Annotated in this window: 22 protein-coding genes; 8 read left to right on the forward strand and 14 right to left on the reverse strand. The window is 66.6% G+C overall.

Annotated elements, in window-relative coordinates; all coding sequences use genetic code 11:
* Positions 1 to 765 carry a malonate transporter subunit MadM gene (gene madM, locus G7Z99_RS03555; RefSeq protein ID WP_181092108.1) on the forward strand — a complete coding sequence of 255 codons (765 nt, stop codon included), beginning with the start codon at positions 1 to 3 and terminating at the stop codon, positions 763 to 765.
* A gap of 10 nt (positions 766 to 775) precedes the next feature.
* Here the strand turns inward: madM and G7Z99_RS03560 are convergent, their stop codons facing one another.
* The 4 genes from G7Z99_RS03560 to lpxO form a co-directional block, all read right to left on the reverse strand.
* On the reverse strand, positions 776 to 1,693 hold the full coding sequence (locus G7Z99_RS03560) for a LysR family transcriptional regulator (protein ID WP_181092110.1): 918 nt from the start codon (positions 1,691 to 1,693) through the stop codon (positions 776 to 778).
* Between the two features lie 710 nt (positions 1,694 to 2,403).
* Entirely contained in the window at positions 2,404 to 3,090 is a 687-nt protein-coding gene (locus G7Z99_RS03565; RefSeq protein ID WP_181092112.1) for a GNAT family N-acetyltransferase, read from the reverse strand.
* 127 nt (positions 3,091 to 3,217) lie between these two features.
* A complete protein-coding gene (locus G7Z99_RS03570) occupies positions 3,218 to 3,865 on the reverse strand; it encodes a TIGR04211 family SH3 domain-containing protein (RefSeq protein WP_181092114.1) in 648 nt (215 codons plus the stop codon).
* A 419-nt stretch (positions 3,866 to 4,284) separates the two neighbouring features.
* Positions 4,285 to 5,184 carry a lipid A hydroxylase LpxO gene (lpxO, locus tag G7Z99_RS03575; RefSeq protein ID WP_181092116.1) on the reverse strand — a complete coding sequence of 300 codons (900 nt, stop codon included), beginning with the start codon at positions 5,182 to 5,184 and terminating at the stop codon, positions 4,285 to 4,287.
* Positions 5,185 to 5,347: 163 nt separating this feature from the next.
* Between lpxO and thpR the strand changes: the two genes are divergently transcribed.
* Positions 5,348 to 5,881 carry an RNA 2',3'-cyclic phosphodiesterase gene (thpR, locus tag G7Z99_RS03580; RefSeq protein WP_258196941.1) on the forward strand — a complete coding sequence of 178 codons (534 nt, stop codon included), beginning with the start codon at positions 5,348 to 5,350 and terminating at the stop codon, positions 5,879 to 5,881.
* 10 nt (positions 5,882 to 5,891) lie between these two features.
* On the opposite strand, the gene G7Z99_RS03585 is transcribed toward thpR, so the two are convergent.
* Positions 5,892 to 6,794 carry an AraC family transcriptional regulator gene (locus G7Z99_RS03585; RefSeq protein WP_181092291.1) on the reverse strand — a complete coding sequence of 301 codons (903 nt, stop codon included), beginning with the start codon at positions 6,792 to 6,794 and terminating at the stop codon, positions 5,892 to 5,894.
* 176 nt (positions 6,795 to 6,970) lie between these two features.
* Here G7Z99_RS03585 and G7Z99_RS03590 point away from each other — a divergent pair, with 176 nt between their 5' ends.
* Together G7Z99_RS03590 and G7Z99_RS03595 are read left to right on the forward strand one after the other, a co-directional pair.
* On the forward strand, positions 6,971 to 8,026 hold the full coding sequence (locus tag G7Z99_RS03590; RefSeq protein ID WP_181092120.1) for an NAD(P)-dependent alcohol dehydrogenase: 1,056 nt from the start codon (positions 6,971 to 6,973) through the stop codon (positions 8,024 to 8,026).
* Positions 8,027 to 8,453: 427 nt separating this feature from the next.
* On the forward strand, positions 8,454 to 9,656 hold the full coding sequence (locus tag G7Z99_RS03595) for a sugar transporter (protein WP_181092122.1): 1,203 nt from the start codon (positions 8,454 to 8,456) through the stop codon (positions 9,654 to 9,656).
* Positions 9,657 to 9,683: 27 nt separating this feature from the next.
* Here G7Z99_RS03595 and G7Z99_RS03600 read toward each other — a convergent pair whose 3' ends face one another.
* The 3 genes from G7Z99_RS03600 to G7Z99_RS03610 form a co-directional block, all read right to left on the reverse strand.
* Complete coding sequence (locus tag G7Z99_RS03600) at positions 9,684 to 10,283, reverse strand: LysE family translocator (protein WP_181092124.1); 600 nt, start codon at positions 10,281 to 10,283, stop codon at positions 9,684 to 9,686.
* 46 nt (positions 10,284 to 10,329) lie between these two features.
* Positions 10,330 to 11,163, reverse strand: coding sequence for an AraC family transcriptional regulator (locus G7Z99_RS03605; protein WP_181092126.1), 834 nt, complete (start codon positions 11,161 to 11,163; stop codon positions 10,330 to 10,332).
* A 195-nt stretch (positions 11,164 to 11,358) separates the two neighbouring features.
* A complete protein-coding gene (locus G7Z99_RS03610; RefSeq protein WP_181092128.1) occupies positions 11,359 to 11,700 on the reverse strand; it encodes a hypothetical protein in 342 nt (113 codons plus the stop codon).
* 214 nt (positions 11,701 to 11,914) lie between these two features.
* On the opposite strand from G7Z99_RS03610, the gene G7Z99_RS03615 reads away from it, so the two are divergent.
* Positions 11,915 to 12,667: a FadR/GntR family transcriptional regulator gene (locus tag G7Z99_RS03615; RefSeq protein ID WP_181092130.1), complete on the forward strand. Its 753-nt coding sequence runs from the start codon at positions 11,915 to 11,917 to the stop codon at positions 12,665 to 12,667.
* A 411-nt stretch (positions 12,668 to 13,078) separates the two neighbouring features.
* Here G7Z99_RS03615 and G7Z99_RS03620 read toward each other — a convergent pair whose 3' ends face one another.
* The 6 genes from G7Z99_RS03620 to G7Z99_RS03645 form a co-directional block, all read right to left on the reverse strand.
* A complete protein-coding gene (locus G7Z99_RS03620; protein WP_181092132.1) occupies positions 13,079 to 13,780 on the reverse strand; it encodes a DUF3053 domain-containing protein in 702 nt (233 codons plus the stop codon).
* 215 nt (positions 13,781 to 13,995) lie between these two features.
* Positions 13,996 to 15,567 (reverse strand): aldehyde dehydrogenase (NADP(+)), encoded by a 1,572-nt coding sequence (locus G7Z99_RS03625; protein ID WP_181092134.1) that lies wholly within the window; start codon positions 15,565 to 15,567, stop codon positions 13,996 to 13,998.
* 34 nt (positions 15,568 to 15,601) lie between these two features.
* Positions 15,602 to 17,155 carry a galactarate dehydratase gene (gene garD, locus G7Z99_RS03630; RefSeq protein ID WP_181092136.1) on the reverse strand — a complete coding sequence of 518 codons (1,554 nt, stop codon included), beginning with the start codon at positions 17,153 to 17,155 and terminating at the stop codon, positions 15,602 to 15,604.
* Between the two features lie 76 nt (positions 17,156 to 17,231).
* Positions 17,232 to 18,602 (reverse strand): MFS transporter, encoded by a 1,371-nt coding sequence (locus G7Z99_RS03635; protein WP_181092138.1) that lies wholly within the window; start codon positions 18,600 to 18,602, stop codon positions 17,232 to 17,234.
* A 104-nt stretch (positions 18,603 to 18,706) separates the two neighbouring features.
* Positions 18,707 to 19,618, reverse strand: coding sequence for a 5-dehydro-4-deoxyglucarate dehydratase (gene kdgD / locus G7Z99_RS03640; protein ID WP_181092140.1), 912 nt, complete (start codon positions 19,616 to 19,618; stop codon positions 18,707 to 18,709).
* A 775-nt stretch (positions 19,619 to 20,393) separates the two neighbouring features.
* A complete protein-coding gene (locus G7Z99_RS03645) occupies positions 20,394 to 21,206 on the reverse strand; it encodes a gamma-glutamyl-gamma-aminobutyrate hydrolase family protein (protein ID WP_181092142.1) in 813 nt (270 codons plus the stop codon).
* Positions 21,207 to 21,620: 414 nt separating this feature from the next.
* Between G7Z99_RS03645 and G7Z99_RS03650 the strand changes: the two genes are divergently transcribed.
* The 3 genes from G7Z99_RS03650 to G7Z99_RS03660 all read left to right on the forward strand — a co-directional run bounded on the left by G7Z99_RS03650 (position 21,621) and on the right by G7Z99_RS03660 (position 25,487).
* A complete protein-coding gene (locus tag G7Z99_RS03650) occupies positions 21,621 to 22,643 on the forward strand; it encodes an Ldh family oxidoreductase (protein WP_308812276.1) in 1,023 nt (340 codons plus the stop codon).
* Positions 22,644 to 22,809: 166 nt separating this feature from the next.
* Positions 22,810 to 24,003 (forward strand): amino acid aminotransferase, encoded by a 1,194-nt coding sequence (locus tag G7Z99_RS03655; protein ID WP_181092144.1) that lies wholly within the window; start codon positions 22,810 to 22,812, stop codon positions 24,001 to 24,003.
* Positions 24,004 to 24,197: 194 nt separating this feature from the next.
* A complete protein-coding gene (locus G7Z99_RS03660; protein WP_181092146.1) occupies positions 24,198 to 25,487 on the forward strand; it encodes an HAAAP family serine/threonine permease in 1,290 nt (429 codons plus the stop codon).
* Positions 25,488 to 25,583: the final 96 nt, after the last annotated feature.

The following is a 25,583-nucleotide window of genomic DNA, read 5'->3' on the forward strand; positions in this document are numbered from 1 at the left end:
ATGATCGATCTTCTGCGCAATGCACTGGAACACAATGGCCTGGTCACCGCCTTCGCCGTGGTCGGCGCGGTGATGTGGGTGTCGGTGCTGCTGTCCAGGTACCTGACCTTCGGCCGCGTGCACGGCTCGGCCATCGCCATCGTCATCGGCCTGGTGCTGGCCTGGGTCGGCGGCAATCTGACCGGCGGACAGAAAGGCATCGCCGACCTGGCGCTGTTCTCCGGCATCGGGCTGATGGGCGGGGCGATGCTGCGCGACTTCGCCATCGTCGCCACGGCCTTCGAGGTGCAGGCGACCGAGGCGCGCAAGGCCGGCCTGATCGGCGCGGTGGCGTTGCTGCTGGGCACGGTGCTGCCGTTCATCGTCGGCGCGGCGGTGGCCTGGTCGTTCGGTTACCGGGATGCGGTCAGCATGACCACCATCGGCGCCGGTGCGGTGACCTACATCGTCGGGCCGGTCACCGGCGCGGCCTTGGGCGCCAGTTCCGACGTGATGGCGCTGTCGATCGCCACCGGGCTGATCAAGGCCATCCTGGTGATGGTCTTCACGCCGGTTTCGGCGCGCCTGCTGGCCCTGGACAATCCGCGTTCGGCGATGGTCTTCGGGGGGTTGGCCGGCACCGTCAGCGGCGTGACCGCCGGGCTGGCGGCCACCGATCGGCGCCTGGTGCCCTATGGTGCGCTGACCGCGACCTTCCACACCGGGCTGGGCTGCCTGCTGGGGCCGTCGGTGCTGTACTTCTGCGTGCGGGCGCTGGTGGGGTAGAGCGTCTGCCTCACGCCGAGTGCCGGCGGCTGTACATGCGGCACTCGGCTACCAGCGCGAGCACGTTCGGGTCGCGCTCGCGGGTCTTGAGGAACACCGCACCGATGCGCTGGCGGTGGCGGTACTGGGGGCGCAGCGCGATCAGCGTGATCTGGTTCTCGTACACCGCCGAGATGCGCCCCGGCAGCAGGGCGTAGCCGACCCCGGAGCTGACCATGCTAAGCAAGGTGAAGATGTCTTTCACCTGCATGGCCACCTTCGGCTCGAAGCCTGCCTGGCGAAACACCCGTTCGCCATCGCGGTGGGTGGCGAACCCTGGGGTGAGGGTGAGGAAGGTCGACTCGGCGAAGTCCGCCAGGTCGACCTCCCGGGCCTGGGCGAACGGCGAGTCGGTCGGCACGGCCAGGAAGATCTCGTCCTCAAAGAGCGGCAACTGCTCGCAGGCCACGTCACCGGTGCTCTCGTCGAGCGACACCAGGATCGCGTCCAGTTCGAGGTTCTTCAGCCGGTACATCAAGTCCACGTTGGAGCCGAGCGTCAGGTCGATGTTCAGCTCGCTGCGCCGCAGTTTCAGGCCCATGATCAGCTGCGGCACGGTACGCACGGTCAGCGAATACAGCGCGCCGAGCTTGAAACGCTCGGACGAGAAGCCAGCGGCTTCGCGGGTCAGGCGCACCATCTCGCTGGTGTCCTGGATCAGCTTGCGGGCCTTTTCTTCCAGCACGTAGGCGCTTTCCAAAGGCGTCAGGCTGCGGCCTTCGTGCTTGAACAGCGGGCAGCGCAGGGCGTTCTCCAGCGAGTGGATGGCCCGGTGCACGCTGACGCTGCTGGTGTCCAGCGCACTGGCTGCGCGCGCCAGGTTACCGGCGTGCATGAAGGCGAGGAAGATCTCCAGCTTCTTCAGGGTGAGTTCTTCATCGATCTGCATCGGCGGGCTCCTGAGACGGTCGGTGGGGTGACAGTGTACGGGGAAACGGCGCGCACGGGCCTTGGTCTTTGGTGCAGGGGAGAGGCTGGTGGGCGCCGGTTGACCGGTAGTCTGTCTGCCGACGATGCGGCGAAGCGGCTGCCGCCATCGCGGGCAAGCCCGCTCCCACAGGGGGGACAGTCGGTGGGCTGATGGCCGGGAGTTGTCTGGAATGAGGGCCAGTGGGAGTTCGCCCGCCGCCTTGGCGCCGCGCTGTCGCGCAGAGAACATGGCGATAGCTGGCAGGATCCAGAGCTTCATTGCTAATCGATTTTAGGGCCGCTTTGCGGCCCATCGCGGCACTGGGGCCGCTCCCACATGGGACTGCGATTGCCTGTGCCACTGCGGCGGGTGTAGGAGCGGCCCCTGTGCCGCGATTGGGCCCGCAGGGCCCACAAAATCCTGAGATTATTCCTTTTAAAATCAACAAGATATTTTATGTTCTATAAGAGCTGGCTTGCCAGCGATAGCGCCCGACCAGGCGGCGCCTGAATCGCGGGCAAGCCCGCGTTCACGGAACGGGTTGAGCCTCTGTTTTCTGGCCGGCTGGGCTGGGCTGAACAGGGCTTGTCCGCGCTGGGCTGTGCCTCCACCGGGTGCCAGCAGGTCGGTGCCTGTCTTGTGGGCAGGCCTGTCACTCCCCCTGCACGGTGCCAGCGTCACCGCTGGCTTCAATGCACCCGCTTGCGACTCTCGGTGCACTGGGCTGCTTCCAGCGTCAACTGGTCCAGCCGCGCATCGCGCTGGCGCTCGGCCTCGACCATCGCGTCTTCGCCATTGTGCTTGAGCAGGTACGCATGGATCTGCCGCACCTCGGTGGTCTGGTACAGCGGCGCGATGTCCAGGCGTCCGATCAGGGCCTGGCTGACCTTGCCAGTGCTGGTCATCAGTACCTGCGGGCCATTGGCGGCCACCACCTGCATGCCCATGGCCTCGAACCCTGGCACCTGATGCGCGAACGCCGCCAGTTCGACGCAGGCGTAGTCGGCCTGCAACTCGCCCAGCAGGGCCCGGGCGATGCCCTGGCGGCGGGCCTTTGGTGCCACGATCAGGAACGCCAGCGCACAGGTATCGTCCCGGTCTGCCGCGGGCAGGCCGAGGGCAAAGCCCAGCAGCCGGTCCGGTGCCTCGGCGTCGAGCGCCAGGGTCAGCCGCACATGCAGCCCACGGGTGCCATCGAGCGCCTCCAGGTACTGATGGACCTCCAGCCCCACGCCATATTGGTACAACGGATAAAGCGTGTTCGAGGGCGCGATGCCCACGCTGCTCACGTCCCCGACGTGGTCGATCACCAACTGACGGATCTGGCTCTGGAAGGATTCGGGGGGCATGCCGTCAAGACGGCTGAGGATGAACATCACATGACTCCAACGGGAAAGCGGTGATGAGCGGCGAGTGGCGAGCTGCAAGCATACCGCAGTGCCTGCACGCTGGTGCTCCGCCAGGGCCTTCGGCTTGCTTGCCGCTCACCCCCTGCGCCGCCCCTCAGAACCACCGATCGTTGCGCTTGCGGCCCCGCGTCAGGGCCGGGAGAATCAGGCCGGCCAACAGGCCGGCACCGGCGATGCTGCCGCCATACACCATGTAGCGCATCATCACCTGCTTGTTCTCGTCGCCCAGCCGCGCCTGGGTATCGCGCAGGTTGGACTGCGCCTGGTCGAGTTGTTCGTTCAGGTCCTTGTTGCGGGCTTCCAGCTCGGTGATCAGCGCCTTGCGTGAATCGAGGGTTTCCTGCATGCCCCGCACGCGGTTCTTCCAGGTGTCGTCGATGTTCTTGAGCTGGTCGCTCAGTTGCACCACCTGGGCGTCTAGCTGGGGCAGGCGCTCGAACTGGCCGGGCACCGCCTGCAGGTCGCTGCTGTTGATCCAGACCACGTCGCCGCTCTGGCCGCGCACCTGGCTGTAGTTGCCCTGGGTACCGATCAACGTCACCTTCTGCCCGGACTTGAGCGTGCCGACGATGCGGTGGCCATCGGTCGGTCCGCTGCGCACGTAGGTGCTGAGGCTGTCGCTGACCCAGCGGGCGTCGCTGGCAGCGTCCTCGGCATGAGCGGGCGCGGCGAGTGCCAGCATGGCGCCGATCAAGCCACCACGCAGGGCGGCGAGGGCAGTGAAGGAGCGGGAATCGGGCATTGTGAGTCTTCGCATGTACAGGACGAATGTAGGCCCATGGGCGGGCCGGCGAACGGGCCGGGTAAACGACCGTCAGCCAAAGACCTTTTTTTGATGGTTCGGTTCACTGGGGACGGTCAGAAAAGTCCGACCATAGGGTGGCTTTGGCGAGCACGGGCGCCGTAGTCATGGCCGGATCCGTCAGCGGCTTTATCGCTCGATCCCCGTGCACTCCAATCGATTCAATCGCTGCACGTCCCCCCTCGACGGCGATCCCCCACAGGGGGGTGAAGCCTTTGAAAGGAAGAGGTGCAGCTTTGAAGAGGGCAGCTTTTGAAAGGAGGTTGTGCAACCCTGGCTAATGGCAGGCTGCACGGGCCCGGGTGGGAGCGGGCTTGCCCGCGATGGGGCCCCGCAAACACCGCCCAACCGCCACCTCGTCAGATATAGATGAACAGCCCCACCAACGCCGCGACCACCACCCACTTCTCGAGGTAGTAGCGCATGCGGTTGCGCTTCTTCAGCGCCTTGCCGCGCGCCCTGATCGCGTAGATCCGAGTGAACAGCCGGTTGATGCCGCCCGTCTTGTCCTTGGCATCGTTCGGTGCAGCGGCTGCGGACATCACGTTGCGGCTGAACCAGCGGTTGAAGGCCGTCGCCCAGCGGTATTTCAAGGGCCGCTCGACGTCGCAGAACAGGATGATCCGGGTCTGCTCGGTGGTGTTGGCCGCGTAGTGGATATAGGTCTCGTCGAACATCACCGCTTCGCCGTCGCGCCAGGCGTACTGCTCGCCGTCCACCTCAATGAAACAGGCGTCATCGTTCGGGGTGTCCAGCCCCAGGTGGTACCGGTAGGAACCTGCATACGGGTCCCGGTGGCGCACCAGCTTGGCGCCGGGTGGCAAGGTGGCGAACATGGCCGCCTTGACCGAGCCGATGCCCTGCAGCAGCTCGGTGGTGCGCGGGCACAGGGTCATGGCCGAGGGGTGACTCTCGCCGTACCACTTGAGGTAGAAGCGCTTCCAGCCACTCTTGAAGAACGAGTTGAAGCCCACGTCGTCGTGGTTGTCGGACTTCTTGATCTCGCCGACCTGCAGCAGCTGTTGCGCTTCGGCACGGATCTCCTGCCAGTGATCCTTCAGCGGCTGCAGCTCGGGGAAGGCCTCGACGGGCAAGTACGGCTTGGCCGGGTGGCGCGAGCACAGGTAGAGCAGGGTGTTGATGGGCGCCAGGAAGCTCGAGTGATCGCCCAGTTGGCGGGTCAGCTTGTGGCGCACACGACCGCGCAGGTGGACATAGGCGATCGAGAAGACAAAGAGCAGTACGAGTGCGATTTTCATGGGAATACAGGTCAGCAGGTCGAGCCCAGGGCGTGAACGTGCCAGCATAAACAAATGGCCGACGGCTTTGTACAATTTGTTACGTTCGTCGGGGAACAAGGCGATCGCACCAATGTGGCGTCGGCCCTCTCCAATCGTCACCCTTCGATTGGAATCCTTCGTCATGGACACACGTGAAACCGGGCAACCCTTCAAGCGCCTGTTCATCGCCGTCGACTGCGAGGCGCCGCAGCGGCGCGACATCGCCCGGTTTCGCCATGCGCTGAACCTGCGCACGGGCAAGCCGGTGCCGCCTGGGCAGTTCCACCTGACGCTACTGTTTCTGGGGGAAGTCGACAGCCTGCAGGTGCCGGCCGTGTGCGCCGCGATCGAGCGTGTCGCCAGGCCTGTGGCGATGCGGCTGGTGCTCGATCGCCTGACGGTCTGGCAGCGTCCTGGCGTCCTGGTGCTCGAAGCGCCCGATGCCCCGCCTGCGCTACGCCGCCTGGCCTACGACCTGCACCAGGCGGTGCTGCCTTGGGTGGCGCAGCAGCCGGCGCAGGAATACCGGCCTCACCTGACCTTGATGCGCGAGTTCCGCGGGCAGGTTCCGGAGGCGGCGAGCGCGCCGGCATTCTGGTTGAAGGTGCGGCAGTTCACCTTGTTCGAGTCGTACAAGGGCCGTTACCTGCCTCTGGCCGACTGGACGCTGGCGTGATCGAGGCGGTTCACACCGAGGCGAGACGCGCCTGCTCCTGGCCGGGGCTGCAGTCGAACTGGCGCTTGTACTCGCGGCTGAACTGCGAGGTGCTCTGGTAGCCGACACGGTGCGCGACCTGGGCCACGCCCAGGCCTTCGGCAATCAGCATCTGCTGGGCCTTGAGCAGGCGCAGGCGCTTGAGGTACTGGATCGGCGCCAGCTCCGTGCAGCGTTTGAAGTGCTCGTGGAAGGTCGACACGCTCATGTTGGCGCGCTCGGCCAGCGTGTCCACGTTCAACGGCTCGGCGTAGTGCTCGCGCAGGTAGCTCAGCGCGGTGCCGATGCGTGCGAAATGCCCTTGCTGCTCGACCAGCGCGCGCAGGACCCCGGCCTGTGGCCCGCGCAGCGCCGTGTACAGCACCTCGCGCACCCGGGCCGGCCCCAGTACGCGCGCATCCACCGGGTCCTGCAGGCAGCGCAGCAACCGCTCGACGCTGTCGCGCATCGGCGCATCGAGCGCGGCCGAGGTCATCGACTGGGGCGTCTGCGCCTGCACCGGTCCGTCGAGCAGCGGGCCCATGCTCTGCACCAGTTCCCCGAGCATGGCCCGGTCGATGTCGACCGCCACCCCCAGCAGGGGCGCCTCACCGGTGGCGAAGGTCTCGCACATGAAGGGCACCGACAGGGCTTGCACCAGGTAATGGCCAGCGCCGTATTCCAAGGTGCGTGGGCCCAGGCGCGCCAGCTTGCTGCCCTGGGCGAGGATCATCAGGCTGGGTTCGTAGATCTGCGGGCTGCTGGCCACGTAGTGGTCCCAGCTCAGGACCTTGACCTGGGGCAGGGCGGTGGGAACGAAGCCGGGACGCACGGCCAGCGCTTCGATCAGCGCACAGAGCGACGTGTTGGCGTCGAGGTGACGGGTCAGCTGCATGGGTGAACCGAAAAGAGGATTGGACATGCCTATCTTCGCAGAACCAACGGAGGTTGGCAGCTGTCTCGTGAAGGTCCGGAGAATCAGGCACGAGTGCCGGAGGATCTGCGGTGGGCATGCGCGCGTTGCCGCTGCACACTGTCGTCACTTAACCGTTTCATCGAGAGGTCCATCGCATGTACACCGCAATCGGCTATGCCGCCCAGACATCCAAGAGCCCGCTGGCACCCATGACCTTCGAGCGCCGCAGCCCGCGCCCGGACGACGTGGCGATCGAGATCCTGTACTGCGGCGTCTGCCACTCTGACATCCACCAGGCACGCAACGAGTGGGGCATCGCCGTGTATCCGCTGATGCCGGGTCACGAGATCGTCGGTCGTGTGACCGCCATTGGTGACAAGGTCACTCAGCACAAGGTCGGCGACCTGGTCGGCGTCGGCTGCATGGTCGACTCCTGCCGCCAGTGCCCGGCCTGTCAGGCGAGCGAGGAACAGTATTGCCTGGAAGGTCCGACCATGACCTACGCCACCCCTGACCGGGTCGATGGCAGCAACACCATGGGCGGCTACTCCGACAGCATCGTGGTCAGCGAACACTTCGTCGTGCGCATTCCTGCCAGCCTGGATCCGGCCAGCGCAGCGCCGATCCTGTGCGCCGGCATCACCACCTACTCGCCGCTCAAGCACCACGGTGTCGGCCCTGGCCACAAGGTGGGCGTGCTGGGCATGGGTGGCCTGGGCCACATGGGGATCAAGTTGGCCAAGGCGCTGGGCGCGGAAGTCACCCTGTTCACTCGTTCGACGGCCAAGGCCGAGGAAGCCCGTCGCCAGGGCGCCGATCACGTGATCGTCTCCACCGATGCCGAGCAGATGCGCGCGGCGGCGGGGCGCTTCGATTTCCTGCTCGACACCATCCCGGTGCAGCATGACATCAACCCCTACCTCGAGACCCTGACCTTCGGTGGCGTGCACATCCTGGTCGGTCTGATCGAACCCATCGACCCGCCGGTGCATGCGGCCAACCTGGTCATGAAGCGTCGTGTCCTGGCCGGCTCGCTCATCGGCGGTATCGCCGAGACCCAGGAAGTGCTGGACTTCTGCGCCGAGCACCAGATCACCTGCGACATCGAGATGCTGGACATCCGCCACATCAACGAGGCCTACGAGCGGATGATCGCAGGGGATGTGAAGTACCGGTTCGTGATCGACATGGCGACTTTGAAGGCGGAGTGAGGGCGTAGCAGGCGCAACCGCGCGGTGGGCTGCGACATACGGGCCTTTCAGGCCCGATTGCGGCACGGGGGCCCACACAGGTGACCGCGATGGCCTGCCATGCCGCGGTGGGGCTACGGGTGAGCGGCCCCTGCCGGGGCGCCGGGCCGGCCGCGATTGGGCCTGCAGGGCCCACAGTCTCGCTTGGCAGAATCCATAGCATCTGCCGCAGCGCCCGCATTCGCGCTCGGCAGAACCCATGGAATCTCTCACAGGGAGACCGCAATGGCCTGCCGCGCGGCCATCACCTCCCTCAACGCTTGCCGCCTGCCACATGCAGCCCGTACCATGGCCGCACTTCCCATTCCAACAACAACCTGCCCGCGTCTGGTCGACCTTCGTCCAGGCGCCGGCGGGTCGTTGCGCTTTCGGAGTCCGCACCCTGCCCATGCACACGTCCACCCCCTCTCCCAACGCTGGCGGTAGCTGGCTGAGCGTCATCGCCCTGGCGCTGGCGGCGTTCATCTTCAACACCACCGAGTTCGTCCCGGTGGCGCTGCTGAGCGACATCGGGCGCAGCTTCGCCATGACCCCTGCGCAGGTCGGCCTGATGCTGACCATCTATGCCTGGGTCGTGGCACTGGCGTCGTTGCCGATGATGCTGCTGACGCGCAACGTCGAACGCCGCCGGTTGCTGACCGTGGTCTTCGCGGTGTTCATCGTCAGCCACCTGCTGTCCTGGATGGCGCAAAGCTTTGCCATGCTGCTGGTGAGCCGGATCGGCATCGCCCTGGCGCACGCGATCTTCTGGTCGATCACCGCGTCGCTGGCGGTGCGCGTGGCGCCACCGGGGCAACAGGCCAAGGCGCTGGGGCTGTTGGCCACCGGCACCACGCTGGCCATGGTCCTGGGCATTCCGCTGGGCCGGGTGGTGGGCGAGAGCCTGGGCTGGCGGGTGACGTTCCTGTGCATTGGCGGCGTGGCGCTGGCGACACTGCTGTGCCTGATGAAGTCGCTGCCCCTGCTGCCCAGCCAGAACTCCGGGTCGCTGCGCAGCCTGCCGGTGCTGTTCAAGCGCCCGGCGCTGGTGGTCGTCTACCTGCTGGTCACCCTGGTGATCACCGCGCAGTTCACCGCCTACAGCTACATCGAACCGTTCGCCCTGCACGTGGCGCAGATCAGCGGCCAGCAGACGACCGTCCTGTTGCTGTTGTTCGGCGGGGCGGGCGTGCTGGGGTCGGTGCTGTTCAGCCGTTACAGCGAACGGTTCCCCCATGGCCTGCTGCTGGGGTCGATCGGGGTGCTGGCCGCCTGCCTGCTGCTGTTGCTGCCACTCTCCAGCCACTTCCCGGTGTTCGCCGGGCTGAGCATGTGCTGGGGCATTTCCATCCTCAGCTTCAGTCTGTCCTTGCAGTCACGCACCCTGAAGCTCGCCTCGGACGCCACCGACGTGGCCATGGCCCTGTTCTCGGGCATCTACAACATCGGCATCGGTGGCGGCGCGCTGCTCGGCAGCATCGTCAGCTCGCAGGTGGGCGTGGCGAACATCGGCCTGGTCGGCGGCAGCGTGGCCCTGGTCGGCCTGGTACTGGCCGCGCTGAACACACGGCGTTTCGCCCAGGCCTTGTCAGGTCCTTCGGGGGGGCGCTGACGGCGAACGGGCGCGGTCCACGGCAGGTCACAGCCACAGCGCGGACCACGCCGATGCCAGCAGCAGGATCGCCAGCGCCTGGTTGAGGCGTTTGAGCGCCCGTGGGCTGCTCAGCCAGGACGCGCTCGCGGCGCCCAGCACCGCCCACAGGGTCATGCAGGGCACGGCGACCAGCAGGAAGGCGGCAGAGAGCCAGGCGACCGTGACGGTCGGGTCCTGGCCAGAGGGCAGGGCGAAGACCCCGATCACGGCCATCGCCATCACCCAGACCTTCGGGTTGATCACCTGCAGCGCAGCCAGGCTCGCCAGGCCGTGGCGTGGCACGGCGTCGGTCTGCAGCGGCTGCCCGGCGGCGCGCAGCATCCGCCACGCCATCAGGCTCAGCCAGGCGACCCCGAACCAGGCCATCGCCTGCTCGATCAGCGGGTGGCGCACCAGGATGGCACCCAGGCCCAGGCCGACCACCAGCACCACGGCGGCGGCCGACACGCAGGCGGCCAGTACCAGCGGCAGGGTACGGCGCGTGCCGACCCGAGCGCCTTCGGCCAGGATCAGCACGTTGCTGGGGCCAGGGCTGAGGCTGGCGACGAGGGCGAACGACAGAAACGACAACGTGACGGCGGACATGACAAGGGCTCCTGGACATCGAGCCACCAGGGTGCCGCACGTCTGGCTAGCGGTCTGGAAGGTTTGAGCAGCGTCGTCGGTAGTCCGCCGGCGTCAGGCGATACGCCCGCTGGAACCAGCGGCCCAGGTGGCTCTGATCAGCGAAGCCCACGGCGCTGGCCACCTGGGCCGGCGTGTCGCCACGGGCCAGCAGGTGACGGGCCTTGGCCAGGCGGACTTGCACCAGGTAGGCATGGGGGGGCAGGCCGAACGCGCTGCGAAACGCCCGGGTCAGCCTGAAGCGATCCACCTGGCATGCCTCGGCCAGGCTGTCGAGGCTCACGTCCTGGGCGAAGCAGGCATGGATCACTTCCTGTGCGCGGCGTGCCACGCCGGGCAGGCGCGGGTCGGGGTTCACCAGGCGTCGCCAGTGCACATGGCGTGTCAGGTGAGCGAGCAGGTCATCCAGCGCCACGTCCTGGGCCATGCGCAGCGAGCCGGCGTGCACGGCCTGGAACGCCCGCGCGATCGATCGGGCCAGGGCAGGGTCCTGGCTCAGCGTGTCGGCGAACCCGGGCAGGCACTGGGCAGGGGCCTGTTCGAACAGCGCACCCAAGGCCTTCTCGAGCCAGTCGGGCCGCAGGTAGAGCGTCGAATAGGTGAACCCGTCCTCGGTCGGCGCATGCCCATCGTGCAGCTCGCCGGGCTCGAGCAGGAACACCTGCCCCGGCGTACTGTGGTGCCGCAGGCGTCGACAGTGGAACTGCTGCACGCCCTGCTCGGTGAAGCCGATCAGGAAGCTGTCGTGCCAGTGCGGCTCGTAGGCATGGCCTTTGAAATGCGCGCGCACCGATTCGATGCCGGTGTCGGCGTGCACGGCCAGGTCGATCCAGTTGTCCATGGGCGGCCCGTGACGAGGGGAGGCCTTGAACTGTACGACAGCGTAGGCGTGGATGCTGGAAGATTTGTGCAGCGCAGGCGCGTGACTGCGCACAAGACGAGAATGTTCTAATCTATAAATAAGGTTAAGAATAGTAATTAAAAAGTTGATTTAAGAATGTTTTCTTCAAAAACCTAATGTAAGTTCTCAAGTACGCTATCGACGCGCCTGGTGTGCGGCCACCGCATGGGCCAAACATTGCTCATGATACGTCTGGCGAATCGCCATGGGCGTGAGGCGCGACGCGCTGGTGTAGGTCTGTTCGGTGATGCCGAACGCTGTCATGCGCATCCACGGTTTGGGGAATCGGCGGGTCTGCAGGCGCTTGCGTACGGCATACAAGCTGACGCCGGACAGTTTGGACTGCTGGGCCTCGGCTGCGATACGCGCGCCCCATTCACAGACATGGCGGTCGCTGGCAGTGAGCCCCCTGGCCTGTGCTGAACAGGCGGCCGCCATGAACAGGCACCCGGCCAGAACGCGTGGAAATGACATCATGAGGTTGTCCTAACCCATTGAAAAGACGCGAAGTCTGCCGTGCTTTCGAAGGGGTAGGGGCCAGTAAAATGCCGCCAATGGACGAGCGGATGACGTACCGCCTGGCCTGCCTCGGCGTGCGCGTGCCGTGGAACGGCTTCTCACGGGTCGGTGTGATCGTACAACTGCATGAGGTATCATGCGCACTGGCTTCCTCACACGAAACGTACAGGGCATGACAGAGCAGCAGGTACAGCCACGGGCCCGGCGCAAGCCTCGCAGTCTGGCGCAGGAATTGGTCACGGTGCTGACCGAGCGCATTCGCAGTGGCCAGCTCAAGCGCGGCGACAAGCTGCCCACCGAATCGCAGATCATGGTCGAGGAAGGGGTCAGCCGCACGGTGGTGCGCGAGGCCATCTCCCGGTTGCAGGCAGCCGGCCAGGTCGAGACGCGCCATGGCATCGGCACCTTCGTGCTGGATACGCCGCCGAGCAACGGCTTTCGTATCGATCCGGCCACGGTGGTGACCCTGCGTGACGTGCTGGCGGTGCTCGAGCTGCGCATTGCATTGGAGATCGAGTCCGCGGGCCTGGCGGCCGAACGCCGTGACGAGACGCACCTGGCGGCCATGCGCGCGGCTCTGGACGAGATCAACCTGGGCGCGGCGAAGGCCTCCGATGCCGTGGCGGCGGATTTCCAGTTCCACCTGCAGATCGCCCAGGCCAGCGGCAACCATTACTTCGCCGACATCCTCGGCCACCTGGGCACCAGCATCATCCCGCGTACCCGCCTGAACTCGGCGAGCCTGGCCCAGGACGACCAGGCGCACTACCTCAGCCGCCTGCGTTACGAGCATGAAGCCATCTTCGAGGCCATCGTCCGCCGCGACCCTGAAAGCGCCAAGCTGGCCATGCGCATGCACCTGTGCAACAGCCGCGAACGCTTGCGCCATGCGCATCAGCAGGCGCAGCAGTCGTCAGGCGCATGAGTAAAGACAGCTCATGACCCCGTGGGAGCGGGCTTGCCCGCGATAACGCCCGGTCCGTCACCGTCTCGTCATGAACAGTCCGATCTCAAAATAATCAATTATCTTATTGATTTAAAAGGAAATGGCTTGAAGATCTTTGTGGGCCTTGCAGGCTCCATCGCGGCCGGTCCGGCGCCCCGGTAGGGGCCGCTCCCACGGGTGACCGCGATAGCTTGCAACCCCGCAGTGGGGCTACGGGTGTAGGAGCGGCCCCCGCCGGGGCGCCGGACCGGCCGCGATGGGCCGCAAAGCGGCCCCAGAAATCAATCAGCGGCACAGCTGCCAATCATCCATGAAAAAGGCAGCCCACCCGGAGCTGCCTTGTCTGCTCGAGCCGGCGATACACCTGCCCGGCTCATGCCCTACACGCGATCAGCGTCCCAGCAGTACCTGCTGAACCCGACCCTGCGCCTCTTGCACGGTCTTGGCCTGGGCATTGAGCTCGCCCAGCAGGCCGTTCAGTTCCGCCTGAACCTTGGGGTCGGCGACGCGCACGATGGCGCCATTGACCTCGATCTGGTCCTTGTGGGCGCTGACGTAGTCGGCCACCTTCAGGCTGCTGTCCAGGGTCGCTTCCAGGTTCGGCAGCACGCCCAGGAAGGTCGTGGAAGGCAAGGTCACGGTCTTTTCGTAGGCCTTGTCGTACACCGGCTTGAGGTCGTCCGGCTGCTTCAGCGCCGCATGCGCCGCATCGGCCTTGGCCTGCTCCGCCTTGAGCGCGGTGCCCATGTCGTGCAGCCCCGTCTTGGCGCTTTCGATGTCGGCGCGTCGTGCGATCACGTCGTTGATCGAGCGCACGGCGCCTTTCTCCACCAGGCCCTTCATCGGCTTGATCGAGGCATCCATGCTGCCATTGAAGTCGGTGATCACGGCATAGTGGCTGGTGTAGTCGCCGAAGGCCTTGGATTCTTCCGGTGTCAGCTGCGGCACCCGCACGCCCGGCTTGTCGATGATCCGAGTCTGCAGGAACTGGCTGAAAGCCGCACGCTGCTCAGGTTCCTTGTCGCCACAGGCAGCCAGGGCCAGGGGAAGGGCGAGGGCGAGCAACCACTGCGGGCGGAATGAGACGTTCATGTCGGTAGGGTCCTTGAGTGAGGGAGTGGAACGGTCATGGGACATTGCCATCACTGCCCGGTTCCCCGGCGGCGCGCCACGGGCCGCGAGTCACACGCTACGCGCCACAAGCACAAGCAGACCGTGTTGCCGGAGCGCAGCGCGAGCTAAAGATCGATATCGCCTGAGCCCTCGACACACTCCGCTTGCAGCTTGCAGCTTGCAGCTCTCCAGCCTTACCCCTCCCAGGCACCGTTCACCAGCCGCCGCAGCCCGAGCGGGTTGGCGTCCTGCAACGCGGCCGGCAGCAGCGACTGCGGGTAGTTCTGGTAGCATACCGGGCGCAGGAAGCGGTCGATGGCCAGGGTGCCGACCGAGGTGCCGCGGGCGTCCGAGGTGGCTGGGTAAGGCCCGCCGTGAACCATGGCGTCGCAGACCTCGACCCCGGTGGGGTAACCGTTGAGCAGGATCCGACCGACCTTTTCTTCGAGGATCGGCACCAGCCAGGCGTAGGCTTCCAGATCGTCCGGCTCGCCGATCAGGGTGGCGGTCAGCTGACCGCGCAAGCCTTGCAGCGCGGCCTTGAGCTGCGCGTCGTCCACCACCTCCACCGCGACGGTGGCCGGGCCGAAGACCTCTTCCTGCAGCAGGGCGTCGCTGTTCACCAGCAGGTCGGCCTGGGCCTTGTACAAGCGGGCCTGGGCCTGCTGGCCTTCCTGGGGCTGGCCGGCCAGGCGTTCGATGCCGGCATGGGCATCCAGGTGCTGCAGACCGCGGGCATAACTGTCCAGCCCCCCTTGGTTGAGCAGTGTCTGCGGCGGCTGCTGCCCCAGGTGATCGCCCAGGTCGGCCAGCAACTGTTCGAACGCAGGCCCCCGCACCCCGAGCACCAGGCCGGGGTTGGTGCAGAACTGACCAGCCCCCAGGGTGACCGAACCGGCCAGCTCGCGAGCGATGGCCGCGCCGCGCTTGGCCAGTGCACTCGGCAGGATGATCACCGGGTTGATGCTGGACATCTCGGCGAACACCGGGATCGGCTGCGGGCGCTCGGCCGCCAGGCGGCACAAGGCGTCGCCCCCCTTGAGCGAGCCGGTAAAGCCCACGGCCTGGATGGCCGGATGCTTGACCAGCCATTCGCCGACGCGATGGCCATAGACCATGTTGAAGACCCCGGCGGGCATGCCGGTACGCTCGGCCGCGCGCTGGATGGCGCAGCCGACCAGGTCGGCGGTCGCCATGTGTCCGCTGTGGGCCTTGAACACCACCGGGCAGCCGGCGGCCAATGCGGCGGCGGTATCGCCACCGGCGGTGGAGAAGGCCAGCGGGAAGTTGCTGGCACCGAACACGGCGACCGGGCCGACACCGATGCGCATCTGTCGAATGTCGGGACGCGGCAGGGGCTGGCGGTCCGGCAGCGCAAGGTCGATCCGTGCGCCCAGGAAGTCGCCACGGCGCAGGACCTGGGCGAACAGGCGCATCTGCCCGCTGGTCCGGCCACGCTCGCCCTGGATGCGGGCGGCTGGCAGGGCGGTTTCACGGCAGACGATGGCGACGAACGCTTCGTCCAGCGCATCCAGTTCAGCGGCGATGGCCTCGAGGAACTCGGCCCGACGCGCGGGCGGCAGTTGACGGAAGGCGGCGAAGGCATCGGCAGCAGCGCGCGCGGCCTGATCGACTTCGGCCTCGGTCGCCTGACTGAAGGTGAAGGGCAAGGCCTCGCCGGTGCTGGCGTCGAGGCTGTGAAGGCGTTGCTCGCCAGCGGCGCTGCGCTGACCGGCGATGAAGTTGTGGCCAAGGATCTCGTGCATGGAAACTCCTTCGAAGTGAGGGGGCGAGCCTGAGTCAGGTCACCGGAGCAGGGTTGAAGAGGGTGATGTCGTTATGCAGGCGGTGCCGCTCGGCCCAGGTCTGCTGACGCCCGCTGGCGACGTCCAGGTAGTAGTGGAACAGCTCCCAGCCCAGGGTCTCGATGCTTGCCTGGCCGGTGGCGATGCGTCCTGCATCGATATCGATCAGGTCGGGCCAGCGCTGGGCCAGTTCGGTGCGGGTGCAGACCTTGATCACCGGGGCCATGGCCAGCCCGTAGGGGGTGCCGCGCCCGGTGGTGAACACGTGCAGGTTCATGCCCGCGGCCAGTTGCAACGTGCCGCAGATGAAATCGCTGGCCGGGGTGGCGCAGAACAGCAGGCCCTTGCGCGCGGCGCGCTCGCCAGGCCCCAGCACGCCCTGGATGGCGCCGCTGCCGGACTTGACGATCGAGCCCAGGGACTTCTCGACGATGTTCGACAGCCCGCCTTTCTTGTTGCCGGGCGTGGTGTTGGCGCTGCGGTCGGCGGCGCCGCGTTGCAGGTACTGGTCGTACCAGTCCATCTCCTGCACCAGCGCTTCGGCCACCGCGGGCGTCTCGGCACGCGAGGTGAGCATGTAGATCGCATCGCGCACTTCGGTGACCTCGGAGAACATCACCGTGGCCCCGGCACGCACCAGCAGGTCGGCGGCGAAGCCCAGGGCGGGGTTGGCGGTGATCCCGGAGAACGCGTCGCTGCCGCCGCACTGCATGCCCAGGATCAGTTCGCTGGCCGGCACCGTCTCGCGCCGACGCAGGTCGAGCTTGCGCAGCCGCGTCTCGGCCAGGGCCATGATCTGCTCGATCATCTCGGTGAAGCCCAGGCTGGCGTCCTGCAGCTTGTACAGCCAGGGTTCGCTGAGGTCCACCGACGGATCGCCGGCATGCATCACCTGCTCGGCCTGAAGCTTCTCGCAGCCCAGGCCGATCACCAACGCCTCGCCACCGAGGTTGGGGTTGCGCGCCAGGTTGCGCACGGTACGGATCGGGATGTAGGCATCGCGGGCGTTGATCGCCACGCCACAGCCGTAGCTGTGGGTCAGCGCCACCACGTCGTCCACGTGAGGGTAGCGCGGCAGCAGCTCCTGGCGAATGCGCTTGACTGCGTGCTCGAGCACGCCGGTCACGCATTGCACGGTGGTGGTGATGCCGAGCAGGTTGCGGGTGCCGACCGTGCCGTCGGCGTTGCGGTAGCCTTCGAAGGTGTAGCCTTCCAGCGCAGGTGCGGGCGGCGGAACGGCGTCGCACCGCGGCAGGCTGTCCAGGGACGGTGCGTCGGGCATGTCGAGTTGGCCTTCGCGCACCCAGCTGCCCTGGCGCAGGTCCTCGACGGCGTAGCCGATGATCTGCCCGTACCGGCGCACCGGCATGCCCTTGGCGATGGCGACGATGGCCACCTTGTGGCTTTGCGGCACGGCCTCGACCAGGGTCAGGCCGTCGGCGAAGCGGGCACCTTCGCCCAGGCCGCCCTCGTTGACCACCACCACCACGTTGTCGTCGGGGTGCAGGCGGACGTGGCGAGGCGATTCGGATGTTTCGATCAGTTGCATGACAAGGCCCCTCTCACGGTGCTCTCAGGCGTGTATCGTCGGCCGGTGACCTGGTCTGCAGGTCACCGGCGTGGGGTCAACGGCGCGCGTCGGCCAGGTCGCCGGCCGGCGGCCGGGCCGGTGCGTCTTCACGCGGCAGGTCGCGCAATTCGATGCGCTTGATCGGGCCGACGATCACCAGGTAGCTGAACACCGCCACCAGGGCGTTGGCCCCCACGTACACCAGCGCCCACTTGAACGAACCGGTGGCGCTGATGATGTAGCCGATGATGATCGGCGTGGTGATCGAGGCGATGTTGCCGAAGGTGTTGAACATGCCTCCGGACAGCCCGGCGATCTGCTTGGGCGAGGTGTCCGAGACCACGGCCCAGCCCAGCGCGCCCAGCCCTTTGCCGAAGAAAGCCAAGGCCATGATCGCCACCACCATCCACTCGGCGTCGACGTAGTTGCAGATGACCATGGTGGTCGACAGCAGCAGCCCGATCACGATCGGTGCCTTGCGGGCGAAGGTCAACGAGTGGCCGCGTCGCAGCAGATGGTCGGAGATCACGCCGCCGAGCACGCCGCCGATGAAGCCGCAGATCGCCGGCAGCGAGGCGATGAAGCCGGCCTTGAGGATCGACATGCCGCGGTCCTGCACCAGGTACACCGGGAACCAGGTCAGGAAGAAGTAGGTGATGGCGTTGATGCAGTACTGACCCAGGTAGATGCCGAGCATCATGCGGCTGGTGAGCAACTGGCGGATGTAGCCCCATTTGGGCCCGCCATTGCCGGCCGCGCGGGGCTTGTCCATGTCCACCAGGCCGCCGTTGCGCTCGATGTGCTCCAGCTCGCCAGCGCTGATCATCGGGTGTTCCTTGGGGTTGTGGATCAGCTTGAGCCACACCAGCGAGAACACGATGCCCAGGGCGCCCATGACGACGAACACGTGCTCCCAGCCCCACGAGTGGACGATCCAGCCCATCAGCGGGGCGAACAGCACGGTGGCGAAGTACTGGGCCGAGTTGAAGATCGCCGAGGCGGTGCCACGTTCGGCCGTGGGGAACCAGGCCGCCACGATGCGGGCGTTGCCGGGGAAGGAGGGCGCTTCGGCGAAGCCCACCAGAAAGCGCAGCATGAACAGCGCGACGATGGCGTTGGCCAGCGGCAGGTAGCCGACGAAGCCTTGCAGCACGGTGAACAGCGACCAGGTGAAGATGCTCAGGGCGTAGACCTTCTTCGAACCGAAGCGGTCGAGCAGCCAGCCCCCGGGGATCTGCCCGAGCACGTAGGCCCAGCCGAAGGCCGAGAAGATGTAGCCCAGGGTGATGGCATCGATGCCAAGGTCTTTTTGCAGGGCGGAGCCAGCGATCGAAATGGTCGCTCGATCGGCGTAGTTGATGGTGGTCACCAGGAACAGCATCAACAGAATCAGGTAACGCACATGCGTCTTCTTGGGCGCTTGCATGCGAAAGTACTCCCACTCGTTATTGTTATGCGGGGTCGATCATGTCGGGTGAGCGGGCACGGGCCCGCTCGAGGGCGGCAGGGCAGGCCGCCGGGCCAGGGTGCCTATTGTGGCCCGAGCGTGTCCATCAGGGCCGCGAGCTGTGCGTATTCGTCCTGGGTCAGCTCGGTCAGCGGCGTGCGCACCGGGCCTGCGTCGTGACCGGCGATGCGCGCGCCGGCCTTGACGATGCTCACGGCATAGCCGGCCTTGCGGTTGCGAATGTCCAGGTAAGGCAGGAAGAACGTGTCGATCAGGCGGTTCACGGTCGCGTGGTCGTCGTGGGCGATGGCGGTATAGAAGTCCATCGCGGTCCGGGGCACGAAGTTGAACACGGCCGAGGAATAGACCGGCACGCCCAGGGCCTTGTACGCCGCGGCATAGACTTCGGCAGTCGGCAGCCCGCCCAGGTAGCTGAAGCGCTCGCCCAGGCGACGGCGGATGGACACCATCAGCTCGATGTCACCCAGCCCGTCCTTGTAGCCGATCAGGTTCGGGCAGCGTTCGGCCAGGCGCTCGAGGTGGTCGGCGTTGAGGCGGCAGACGTTGCGGTTGTACACCACCACACCGATGTCGACGGCCTTGCAGACCGCCTCGACATGGGCGGCCACACCGTCCTGGCTGGCTTCGGTCAGGTAGTGCGGCAGCAGCAGCAGACCCTTGGCCCCCAGGCGTTGAGCTTCGCGGGCGTATTCGATGGCCTGACGCGTCGCGCCACCCACCCCGGCCAGAATCGGCACCGTGCCGGCACAGGTATCGACCGCGGTCTTGATCACCTGGCTGTATTCGCTGGCCGCGAGCGAGAAGAACTCGCCCGTGCCCCCGGCTGCGAACAGCGCCGTGGCGCCGTAGGGGGAGAGCCATTCGAGGCGCTTGCGATAGCCTTCGGCGTGGAAGTCACCGGCTGCGTCGAAGTCGGTCAACGGGAAGGACAGCAGGCCGTGGGAAAGGATGGAGTGCAGTTCGGTTGGCGTCATGGGGGAGGCATCCTGTGGCGCGGTTGATTGTCATTGTGGCGCTTGAGGTAAGTTATCGTACAACTGCATGGATGCCTAGAGGGGTTGCCAACATTTTTTGCGAAGGGCAGCAGGTCTTCGGGTTGAGAAAGGGCAGTATTGAGGCGCCTGGGCTGGTGGTCGAGTCTGATCCGAGCTTGGTTTGGAGGCTTCAGGCAAGGTGCCTGCGCTATCGTCAGCGCGGGCAAGCCAGCTTCCACAGGGGCCTGGGAAATCAAAACGACTGTAAGAGGTACGACAACTCGGACGGGTAAGCGTGGGTTTGTCGATCATGTCCGGACCGATACAAAGGACATGCAGGGCCAGGTCCAGATGCCTGCCATCACCGCCTGCATCGCAGGCAAGCCCGCTCCCCAAATGGACCGCAATGCTGATTTGAACTGGCTCCCGCCGCAGTGGTACAGGCAATCGCGATCCCCTGTGAGATTCTATGGTTTCTGCCAAGTGTGATGTGGGCCCGCAGGGGCCGTAAAATCAGCAACTCGACCCCTCCAAGCTCACCCCTCCCAGAAAAAACCCCTCATAGCGGGTGCGCCTCCCATATTGGGAGCAGGCTTGCTCGCGATGTGATAACGCATTCCCCCGCGATTTCCATCCACACGCCAATGCCCTGGCAAACAGCCTGCAAACGCAAAACGCCCCGATCACACAGGTGATCGGGGCGTTCGAGCAATCACATCTAGAGGCGTATCAGGCCTTCTGGATCAGGATCGCCTCATGGCTTCACGCCCGTCGCTCAGGCCATGGCCTGCCGCGGCGCGGTCTGACGCTTGCGTGCCTGCGTCCGGCACGCTTCGCCGAAGGCCTGGAACAACCGGATCGAGTCCGGGTTGCTCGCCGCCTTCCATTCCGGGTGCCATTGCACGGCGAACAGGAAGGGCGAGATCGCCGGGCCGTGCACGGCCTCGACCAGGCCATCCGGTGCCCAGGCGATCGCCTGCAGCCCGTCGCCCAGGGTGCGCAAGCCCTGGCCGTGCAAGGAGTTGACGCGGATCGTGTCGCAGCCCAGCGTGGCCTGCAACCAGCTGCCGGCCTCGACCGTGACGTCATGGACCGCCTGGTACTGTACGTCGACCGGGTCGTCCGGGTTCTCGCGGTGGTCGTTGAAGCCCGGCTCGGCATAGACCTTCTGGTAGATATCGCCGCCCAGGGCCACGTTGATTTCCTGCATGCCTCGGCACACGCCGAAGATCGGCAGGCCGCGGGCGATGGCCAGCTGCACCAGCGGGATGTCGAACAGGTCGCGCTGCTTGTCCTGGGTCTTGCCGGGGGTTTCGTTCGCCTGGCCATAGAGCGCCGGGTCGATGTTGCTGCCTGCGCCCGTCAGGTAGACGCCATCGGCCATGTCGAGGTAGGCCTCCAGGTCGTCGGTGCCGCAGCAGGTCGGCACCAGCACCGGCACGCAGCCGGCGAAGTCGACCAGGGGGGTGATGTACTTGTGCGTCATGACCTGATAGTCATGGCCTTTGCGCTCCTGCGTGCCCATGGTCATCAACACGACCGGTTTGCGCAGGGGTTGAGTCTTCTCGCCAATGTTGCTGTTGGACATAAGTCACCTTGGGACAGGGAAATGCCCTGCCGTTGTCGTGCAGGCCGGCGAGACGCGTGTGCCGTGCCTGAAGTCCCGAGCACTGCCGGCTGGCCGCAGGTGCGGCGATGGACCGGTCGGGACTCACGGTCAGCTTGCCAGAGCCGTTCGAGATGTCAAACGGGTAAAAGCGCGGTGCGGACGGCGCCCAGGCCGCGCATTCGGGCGCCGGGCCTTTGGCATCAAGGCCTTGCGAGGGGTGCGCGGTCGCATCGGTTGACGGTGCAATCGGTGGTTTGCGTCGCTGCAATGATCACAGCCCTTGCCAGCGTCTTGGTGTGCAGTCGCGTACGACCTTTGACAAGGCCAGCCGAATCGTCCGACAGTGCAGAGACCCGCGCCGCCTAGGCGTCCCGACACGGAGTTGCCCTGCCTGTGAACCCTTCAGACACCGTCCGCCTCCCACACGCCGACCTCGTCGCGCTGCTGACCCGCCTGCTGGTGCGACACGGATGCAGTGCCCCGGTGGCCGCCGTACTGGCGGACAACTGCGCCGCCGCGCAGCGCGATGGCGCCCACAGCCATGGCGTGTTTCGCGTGCCAGGCTATGTCTCGACGCTGGCCAGCGGCTGGGTCGACGGCAAGGCGCAGCCGGTGGTGTCGGACGTGGCCACCGGCCTGCTCAAGGTCGACGCGGCCGGTGGCTTCGCCCAGCCGGCCCTGGCCGCTGCACGGACGGCCCTGATGGACAAGGCACGCAGCGCCGGCATCGCCGCCCTGGCCATCCACAATTCGCACCACTTCGGCGCCCTCTGGCCGGATGTCGAGCCCTTCGCCGACGTCGGGCTGGTGGCACTGACCGTGGTCAACAGCATGACGTGCGTGGTGCCCCACGGTGCCCGACGACCCTTGTTCGGCACCAACCCCATCGCTTTCGCCGCGCCCTGCGCTGGCCACGACCCCTTGGTCTTCGACATGGCCACCAGCGCCATGGCCCACGGCGACGTCCAGATCGCCGCGCGCGAGGGTCGCCGCCTGCCGCCAGGCGTCGGCGTGGATGCCGCCGGGCAGCCGACCTGCGACCCCCAGGCGATCCTCGACGGGGGGGCGCTGCTGGCGTTCGGCGGGCACAAGGGCTCGGCCCTGTCGATGATGGTCGAGCTGCTGGCGGCCGCGCTGACCGGCGGGCATTTCTCCTGGGAGTTCGACTGGTCCACGCACCCAGGGGCCAAGACGCCGTGGACCGGGCAGGCCCTGATCGTCATCGACCCGACCCGAAGCGAGGGCCAGCGGTTCGCCGAACGGGCCGGGGAGCTGGTGGCGCAACTGCGTGCGGTGGGGCTGGAGCGCCTGCCGGGTGAGCGCCGCTACCACGAGCGGGCCGTGTCGGCACGCGAGGGGGTGGCCCTGACCCGGCACGAACTTGCCGAACTGCAGGCGCTGGCCACCGGCGACTGAGGCGCAGGCACCTGAGGAACCTGGCGAGGCGCTGCGTGCGCCCACGCCAGCGACCGTGCAACCGTGCAGGCCGTCGATGCACGGTCGATATGTCGCCATGGCGCGACAACGCGTATCCTGCACCCAGCCTTTCCCGACCCATCCTGATCCCAAGGAGCTGCACGCTGTGTTCAAACATGTCGATGCCTATGCCGGCGACCCGATCCTCTCGCTGATGGACACCTTCAAGGCCGACCCGCGCGCCGACAAGGTCAACCTGAGCATCGGCCTGTACTACGATGCCGACGGCGCCGTCCCGCAGCTGGCGGCGGTGGCTGAGGCCGAGCGGCGCCTGGCCGGTCAGGCCCATGGCGCGTCGCTGTACCTGCCCATGGAAGGTCTGGCCAGCTACCGGACCGCGATCCAGGCCCTGCTGTTCGGCGCCGAGCACCCGATGGTCAGCGCCGGACGGGTCGCCACCGTGCAGACCGTCGGTGGCTCGGGCGCGCTGAAGGTCGGCGCGGACTTCCTCAAGCGCTACTTCCCGCAGGCGCAGGTCTGGGTCAGCAACCCGACCTGGGACAACCACCGTGCCATCTTCGAAGGCGCCGGGTTCACCGTGAACACCTACCCGTACTTCGATCCGGCCACCCGTGGCCTGGATTTCGACGGGATGCTCGCGACCCTGCGTCAGCTGCCGGCCCAGAGCATCGTGCTGCTGCACCCATGCTGCCACAACCCGACGGGCGTGGACCTGGACTCGGCGCAATGGCAGCAGGTGATCGAAGTGGTCAAGGCACGCGAGCTGATCGCCTTCCTCGACATCGCCTACCAGGGCTTCGGCGAAGGCCTGGCCGAGGATGCCTACGCCATCCGCGAGATGGCCCGAGCCGGGGTGCCGTGCCTGGTGAGCAATTCGTTCTCGAAGATCTTCTCCCTGTACGGCGAGCGGGTAGGGGGGCTGTCGGTGGTCAGCGACGATGCCGACAGCGCTGCCAGCGTGCTCGGCCAGCTCAAGGCCACGGTGCGCCGCAACTACTCGAGCCCGCCTTGCCACGGCGCGCACCTGGTCGCCACGGTGCTGGCCGATCCGGCGCTGGCCGAGGACTGGGCGAACGAGGTCGAGGCCATGCGCCTGCGAATCCTCGACATGCGCCAGGGACTGGTCGATGCCCTGGCCCGACGACTGCCCGGCCAGGACTTCCAGTTCCTCCTGCGCCAGCGCGGCATGTTCAGCTACACCGGCTTCAGCGTCGAGCAGGTGCACCGTCTGCGTGACCAGTTCGGGGTGTACCTGATCGACAGTGGTCGGGTCTGCATGGCCGGCCTGCGCCCGGACAACCTGGAGCGCGTGGCCGAGGCCTTCGCCGCGGTGCAGTGACCCCCCACGGGGCGCCACGCGGCGGGCCGGCCTGACGGCCCACCGCGTCCAGCCGGTCGCACGCCGGGCAGTTTGGCTTTGCAAGTGCAGGCGTTCCAGCGCACAATCGCGCCCCTCTTTTCGGCTGAGGTGCGCGTGGCCTGCGTCGCGGCGTCTTCAGCCTGTTGCAATCGTGCGAGTGGAGTTGCATCCGGATGAACGAGCGGGCCCCCGGCGTCGAAGCACGCCTTGAAACAGACTCGGCTGCTGCAGGCAGCTGGTTACGTCAAGACACCACGTGGATGCTCGGCCTGTTCGGCACGGCCATCGGCGCCGGCACGCTGTTCCTGCCGATCAACGCCGGCCTGGGCGGCTTCTGGCCCCTGCTGGTGCTGGCCGTGCTGGCCTTCCCGATGACGTACTACGCCCACCGCGGCCTGACTCGCTTCGTGCTCTCCGGTCGCGACGGCGGCGACATCACCCAGGTGGTCGAGGAGCATTTCGGCATCAGGGCCGGTGCGCTGATCACCGTGCTGTACTTCTTCGCCATCTTCCCCATCCTGCTGATCTACAGCGTGGCCTTGACCAACACCGTCGCCAGCTTCATGGAGCACCAGCTGCACATGACGCCGCCGCCACGGGTGCTGTTGTCATTCGTGCTGATCCTGGCCCTGCTGGCGATCGTGCGCTGTGGCGAGCAGGCCACGGTCAAGGTCATGAGCCTGTTGGTCTACCCCTTCATCGTGGCGCTGGCGCTGCTGGCGCTCTACCTGATCCCGCACTGGAACGGCGGCATCCTCGACACGGCCCGCGAAGTGCCAGCGGCCGGCGCCTTCCTGCACACCCTGTGGCTGGCGATTCCGGTGATGGTGTTCTCGTTCAACCATTCGCCGATCATCTCGGCCTTCGCCGTCGACCAGAAACGCCTGCATGGCGAACGTGCCGACGCGCGCAGCGGTCAGGTGCTGGCCCGCGCGCACCTGCTGATGGTGGCGATGGTGCTGTTCTTCGTCTTCAGCTGCGTGCTGACGCTCGACAGCGCCCAGCTGGCCGACGCCAAGGCGCAGAACCTGTCGATCCTGTCCTACCTGGCCAACCACTTCGACAACCCCAGCATCGCCTTCGCCGCGCCGCTGATCGCCTTCGTGGCCATCGCCAAGTCGTTCCTGGGCCACTACATCGGTGCCAGCGAGGGCCTCAAGGGCATCATCGCCAAGACCGGCCGCAGCCCGCAGGGCAAGGGGCTCGATCGTCTGGTGGCGATCGGCATGCTGGTGGTGTGCTGGATCGTCGCGACCCTGAACCCGAGCATCCTGACGATGATCGAGTCGTTCGGCGGGCCGGTGATCGCCGCCATCCTGTTCCTCATGCCGATGTACGCCATCCGCCGCGTACCGGCCATGCAGAAGTACCGCGGTGCGTTGTCCAATGCGTTCGTGGTGGTGGTCGGCCTGGTGGCGATGTCGTCGGTGCTGTATTCGGTGATCGGTGGGTTGTTCGACTGAGTGTTCGGACAGGCCGGGGCCTCTCGTGGCCCCGGCCGGTGATCGATGCATGGCTGCCGGGCGTGATGCCCGCGCAACCGTCAGGCATCGCCTACA

The organism is Pseudomonas entomophila (assembly GCF_013523165.1).
GTDB classification, from domain to species: domain Bacteria; phylum Pseudomonadota; class Gammaproteobacteria; order Pseudomonadales; family Pseudomonadaceae; genus Aquipseudomonas; species Aquipseudomonas entomophila_A.

Coding starts and splice junctions, on each gene's coding strand:
- madM (WP_181092108.1), top strand. CDS start 1: ATGATCGATCTTCTGCGCAATGCACTGGAACACAATGGCCTGGTCACC.
- G7Z99_RS03560 (WP_181092110.1), bottom strand. CDS start 1,693: ATGCAGATCGATGAAGAACTCACCCTGAAGAAGCTGGAGATCTTCCTC.
- G7Z99_RS03565 (WP_181092112.1), bottom strand. CDS start 3,090: ATGTTCATCCTCAGCCGTCTTGACGGCATGCCCCCCGAATCCTTCCAG.
- G7Z99_RS03570 (WP_181092114.1), bottom strand. CDS start 3,865: ATGCCCGATTCCCGCTCCTTCACTGCCCTCGCCGCCCTGCGTGGTGGC.
- lpxO (WP_181092116.1), bottom strand. CDS start 5,184: ATGAAAATCGCACTCGTACTGCTCTTTGTCTTCTCGATCGCCTATGTC.
- thpR (WP_258196941.1), top strand. CDS start 5,348: ATGGACACACGTGAAACCGGGCAACCCTTCAAGCGCCTGTTCATCGCC.
- G7Z99_RS03585 (WP_181092291.1), bottom strand. CDS start 6,794: ATGCAGCTGACCCGTCACCTCGACGCCAACACGTCGCTCTGTGCGCTG.
- G7Z99_RS03590 (WP_181092120.1), top strand. CDS start 6,971: ATGTACACCGCAATCGGCTATGCCGCCCAGACATCCAAGAGCCCGCTG.
- G7Z99_RS03595 (WP_181092122.1), top strand. CDS start 8,454: ATGCACACGTCCACCCCCTCTCCCAACGCTGGCGGTAGCTGGCTGAGC.
- G7Z99_RS03600 (WP_181092124.1), bottom strand. CDS start 10,283: ATGTCCGCCGTCACGTTGTCGTTTCTGTCGTTCGCCCTCGTCGCCAGC.
- G7Z99_RS03605 (WP_181092126.1), bottom strand. CDS start 11,163: ATGGACAACTGGATCGACCTGGCCGTGCACGCCGACACCGGCATCGAA.
- G7Z99_RS03610 (WP_181092128.1), bottom strand. CDS start 11,700: ATGATGTCATTTCCACGCGTTCTGGCCGGGTGCCTGTTCATGGCGGCC.
- G7Z99_RS03615 (WP_181092130.1), top strand. CDS start 11,915: ATGACAGAGCAGCAGGTACAGCCACGGGCCCGGCGCAAGCCTCGCAGT.
- G7Z99_RS03620 (WP_181092132.1), bottom strand. CDS start 13,780: ATGAACGTCTCATTCCGCCCGCAGTGGTTGCTCGCCCTCGCCCTTCCC.
- G7Z99_RS03625 (WP_181092134.1), bottom strand. CDS start 15,567: ATGCACGAGATCCTTGGCCACAACTTCATCGCCGGTCAGCGCAGCGCC.
- garD (WP_181092136.1), bottom strand. CDS start 17,155: ATGCAACTGATCGAAACATCCGAATCGCCTCGCCACGTCCGCCTGCAC.
- G7Z99_RS03635 (WP_181092138.1), bottom strand. CDS start 18,602: ATGCAAGCGCCCAAGAAGACGCATGTGCGTTACCTGATTCTGTTGATG.
- kdgD (WP_181092140.1), bottom strand. CDS start 19,618: ATGACGCCAACCGAACTGCACTCCATCCTTTCCCACGGCCTGCTGTCC.
- G7Z99_RS03645 (WP_181092142.1), bottom strand. CDS start 21,206: ATGTCCAACAGCAACATTGGCGAGAAGACTCAACCCCTGCGCAAACCG.
- G7Z99_RS03660 (WP_181092146.1), top strand. CDS start 24,198: ATGAACGAGCGGGCCCCCGGCGTCGAAGCACGCCTTGAAACAGACTCG.